Origin of the sequence: Xanthovirga aplysinae (assembly GCF_009711365.1) — a bacterium.
In the GTDB taxonomy this organism is placed as follows: domain Bacteria; phylum Bacteroidota; class Bacteroidia; order Cytophagales; family Cyclobacteriaceae; genus Xanthovirga; species Xanthovirga aplysinae.
Map to the genome: position 1 here is coordinate 1 of NZ_SMMB01000750.1, position 3696 is coordinate 3696.

At 36.4% G+C, this 3696-nt stretch carries 5 protein-coding genes; all 5 read left to right on the top strand.

Annotated elements, in window-relative coordinates; all coding sequences use genetic code 11:
• Positions 1–297, top strand: a 297-nt coding sequence (locus E1171_RS05055; protein WP_484628014.1) for a VOC family protein, incomplete at its 5' end; no start/stop codon positions are given.
• Between the two features lie 198 nt (positions 298–495).
• Complete coding sequence (locus E1171_RS05060) at positions 496–1359, top strand: AraC family transcriptional regulator (RefSeq protein WP_155204719.1); 864 nt, start codon at positions 496–498, stop codon at positions 1357–1359.
• 85 nt (positions 1360–1444) lie between these two features.
• A complete protein-coding gene (locus E1171_RS05065; RefSeq protein WP_155204721.1) occupies positions 1445–2200 on the top strand; it encodes an SDR family NAD(P)-dependent oxidoreductase in 756 nt (251 codons plus the stop codon).
• 24 nt (positions 2201–2224) lie between these two features.
• Positions 2225–2752, top strand: coding sequence for an OsmC family protein (locus E1171_RS05070; protein ID WP_155204723.1), 528 nt, complete (start codon positions 2225–2227; stop codon positions 2750–2752).
• A gap of 267 nt (positions 2753–3019) precedes the next feature.
• On the top strand, positions 3020–3696 hold a 677-nt coding region (locus E1171_RS05075), incomplete at its 3' end, for a DUF4493 domain-containing protein (RefSeq protein WP_155204725.1).

A 3696-nucleotide genomic window follows, 5' to 3' on the forward strand; every position in this document is an offset into this window, starting at 1 on the left:
GGTTTTACAGTTTTCGGAGGGGATCTTCAGAAGAATTATTTGATTATGAAAAATGGGAATTCCATAATTGGGCTTTTTCAGGGAATGTTTGAGCAAAACATTTTAACTTTTAACCCAGGGTGGGATGAAAATGCCCAAAAGGTTGAATCCTTTGTGGACGTTAGGAGTATCCAGCGGCATTTAAAAGAAAACGGTATCAAAATTGAGGCTGAGGTAGATGAGGGTACTTCGGGCCCCGCAAGTTTAATGATAATTGATCCCGACGGTAATCCCATACTTTTGGATCAACATATTTAGGCCTTTTCAAAAAGGGGAAAACAAGTTATCAATTCATGAACTAAGCAGTAATATCAGATACTGGAAGATATGCTGGATCCTTTTGTCAGTGAATAAAAGCAATAGTTTTCCAATTTGAGAAATATATAGAGGTTATGATTGGATTCTATGGCAAAGTAGGGCCTTTATTAAAATCGTTGGTAGGAGTTAATAGGAGAAATGAAGGAAATAGAAATATATGATCTCCATAAGGAGGACCATTTTAATTTGCATTTCGAAATACATGATGCTGCAAGTTATTATAGTAAAAACAAAGAAAAAGCTTCAGTACCACACAGGCATAGTTTTTACCAGGTAATTTGGTTCCGTAAAGCGGGTAGGCATTATATTGATTATCAACTGATAGAGCATTCAGAAAACACGGTTTTCTTCATCAATAAAAATCAAATCCATTATTTCTGTCCCGATGCTTCCAACGAAGGGTATTTGTATCATTTTAATGATTCCTTTATCAATAACTATGCGCCCGATTTAATGGAGCGCTTTTCTATTTCCATATTTAGCGAAATCAATAGAAACTATGTGATGCTCTCGGATGGGGAAGCCGTAAAATTGGGAGCTATTGCTTCATTTTTAACAAGTGAATTGGATACGAAAGATTTTTTCTACAGAGAAACTGTTTTTCACCTGTTTCAAACTGTTTTATTTCTTATTGAACGCCTTAGGAAGAAGCAAGGCCTCGTTAATTTAGATACGGATTCGGATTATTCTCTTGCTGTGGCTTTCAAAAAGCTGATCTTTAAGCGAATCAATGAATTTTATCCAATTGACTCTTATGCTGAGGAATTAAATACCAATAGTAAAACCCTCACTCGCATATCAAAAGAATATTTATTGGATACTCCCGCCAATATTATAAAGCAGAGTAAAATATTGGAAGCCAAAAGAATGCTTTCCAATCAAAAAATAACCATAAGTGGGATTGCTTACACTTTGGGATTTGATCAACCTACTTATTTTACTAAATACTTTAAAAAAGAAACTGGGCTTACTCCAAAGGAATTTCAGAATAGTATTCTCTAATTTACCAGTCTTCCTCTCCATTTTACCATTTCCTGCGGCATGATGTGCTCATATTTGCATCATATCAAACTTAAATGGTAAAAAAATGAAAAATCAAGCTTTAATTATTGGTGGTTCAACCGGAATGGGAAGAGCTACGGCAGAACTTTTATTGAAAGATGGTATAGAAGTAATTATCGTCGGAAGAGCTGATAAAACATTAGCAACTGCAGAGGAAGAACTATCCACCTTAGGTAAGGTACGAACTATTGGGTTAGATTTATTTGATCTTGGTTCAGTACCTGCTTTTTCAGATTCTTTGAAGGATCTGACACCCAACCTAAAATATTTATTAAATGCCGCGGGATATTTTAGTCCAAAGCCTTTTCTCGAGCATACAGAAGAGGATTACGATATTTACCACAACTTCAACAAAGCTTTCTTTTTTATTACCCAGGCAGCTGCAAATCAAATGAAGGAAAATGGTGGTGGATCTATTGTAAATATAGGATCTATGTGGGCTAAACAAGCCATTAAAGCTACCCCTTCTTCAGCGTATTCCATGGCCAAAGCAGGTTTGCATTCATTTACCCAACACTTGGCAATGGAACTTGCCGATTACAATATCCGGGTAAATGCCGTTTCACCAGCTGTAGTGGTGACTCCAATTTATGGAGCCTTTATTGACAAAGACAAAATTGAGGAAACCCTTCAAGGTTTTAACGACTTTCATCCTATTGGAAGGGTGGGAAGGCCTATTGACATTGCTAAAACTATACAATTTTTATTGTTAGAGGATAGTTCTTGGGTTACAGGTGCTATTTGGGATGTCGACGGGGGTGTAATGGCTGGAAGAAATTAAAATTCATTTCAAAATTCTAGATGTATGTTAAACGGAATTAATTTAAAGGGTCTACAACAATATGTAGACCTTATAAAAAATGCCCCCAATGAGGCTAAATCAAGTTATGGCATAACGGCTACCTGGGATGGCGGAGTTAAAACCATTGTAAACACCCATAATCAAAAAGTGGGTTCAAAAGAGATCAAAAAAGACTTTCACTTCCAGATAGGAGAGCCAAAGGAACTATTGGGTGATAATTCACTTCCCACTCCACAAGATTACCTATTAGGAGGACTTGCTGGCTGCATGATGGTAGGATTTGTGGTGGAGGCTTCAAAAAGGGACATTCAGCTAAAAAGTGTAAAGTTAACGATTGAAGGAGATCTTGATTTAAGAGGATTTTTGAAAATAAGTGCCGATGTCCCCATTGGCTTTGATAAAGTTTTCTTTCATTTTGATGTGGAGGGGAATGGTTCCAAGGAGCAATATGACGAAATAGTTGCTAGCGTACAGCAGTTCTCTCCTAATTATAAAACTATTGCAGACCCAGTAGAATTTGCCTTAAGATAGGCACTACATTTCAAAGCCATATTGGGAATGTTAAATCAATCTTCATGTTTGTGAAAATCGATATGGGAAGATTTCATTTAATTCTGTAGCTGAAGGAAATACAGAAGGAAAAAATCTCTAAAAGTAAGGGATTGGCCTCAATGAAAATTTAGCAGGCCATTCCCTAAATTACCTTTTTTATTCCCGATTTTACCATTATTAGGGCGATGAATTGATGATATTTGGGTTTGAACAATTATTTCTTCAACTGTATAAAGCTTTTTTTAGATGAGAAACTATTTTTTACTATGGGCACCATTATTATTTTCTTTACTGCTATTTTCTTGTGAAAAAAAGGAATTGAACGAACCAGAAATTGACACCGGAAAGCTGGTAGTTAGCATTAAAGTAGAGGAGAATGCAGTGGAGACCAGTAGTTTTCAAATAACTATTTTTAATGTTGAGGGGGAAGAAATTGAAAAGTTTGACCAAGCTGAAGATATGCCTGAGGAAATTATTCTTGCCCCAGGGTCTTATTATATCACAGGCCATTCTCCTGGTGGGGTTCAGCCTAGGTATGAAGGTATTAGTGAGGAGTTCTCGATCCAGAAAGGAGAAACTCTGGAAATTGAACTTACTTGTAACCTTGTGCCCCAGGAAACGATCACAGGCCCTACAGGGATATTATTGATTGCTCTTTCCGTTGAAAATGAGGATGTAAATACGGAAGGTTTTCAAATAGGAATTTTTAATATAGAAAATGAGGAGATCATGAGTTTTGGTGCCGATCAGGATCTTCCAGAGGAAATTTCACTAGAAATTGGGCAATATTATATTATAACCCATTCAACCGAAGACCTGGCCCCTTTATATTATGAAGGATTTACAGAAAAATTTGAGATTAAGGAAGGTGAATCACTGCAAATAGAAGTAGTATGTATTCTTACTGAGAAACTGGAAGGAAA

Excerpts from the sequence above, each read along its gene's own strand:
- E1171_RS05060 (WP_155204719.1), top strand. The coding sequence starts at position 496 with ATGAAGGAAATAGAAATATATGATCTCCATAAGGAGGACCATTTTAAT.
- E1171_RS05065 (WP_155204721.1), top strand. The coding sequence starts at position 1,445 with ATGAAAAATCAAGCTTTAATTATTGGTGGTTCAACCGGAATGGGAAGA.
- E1171_RS05070 (WP_155204723.1), top strand. The coding sequence starts at position 2,225 with ATGTTAAACGGAATTAATTTAAAGGGTCTACAACAATATGTAGACCTT.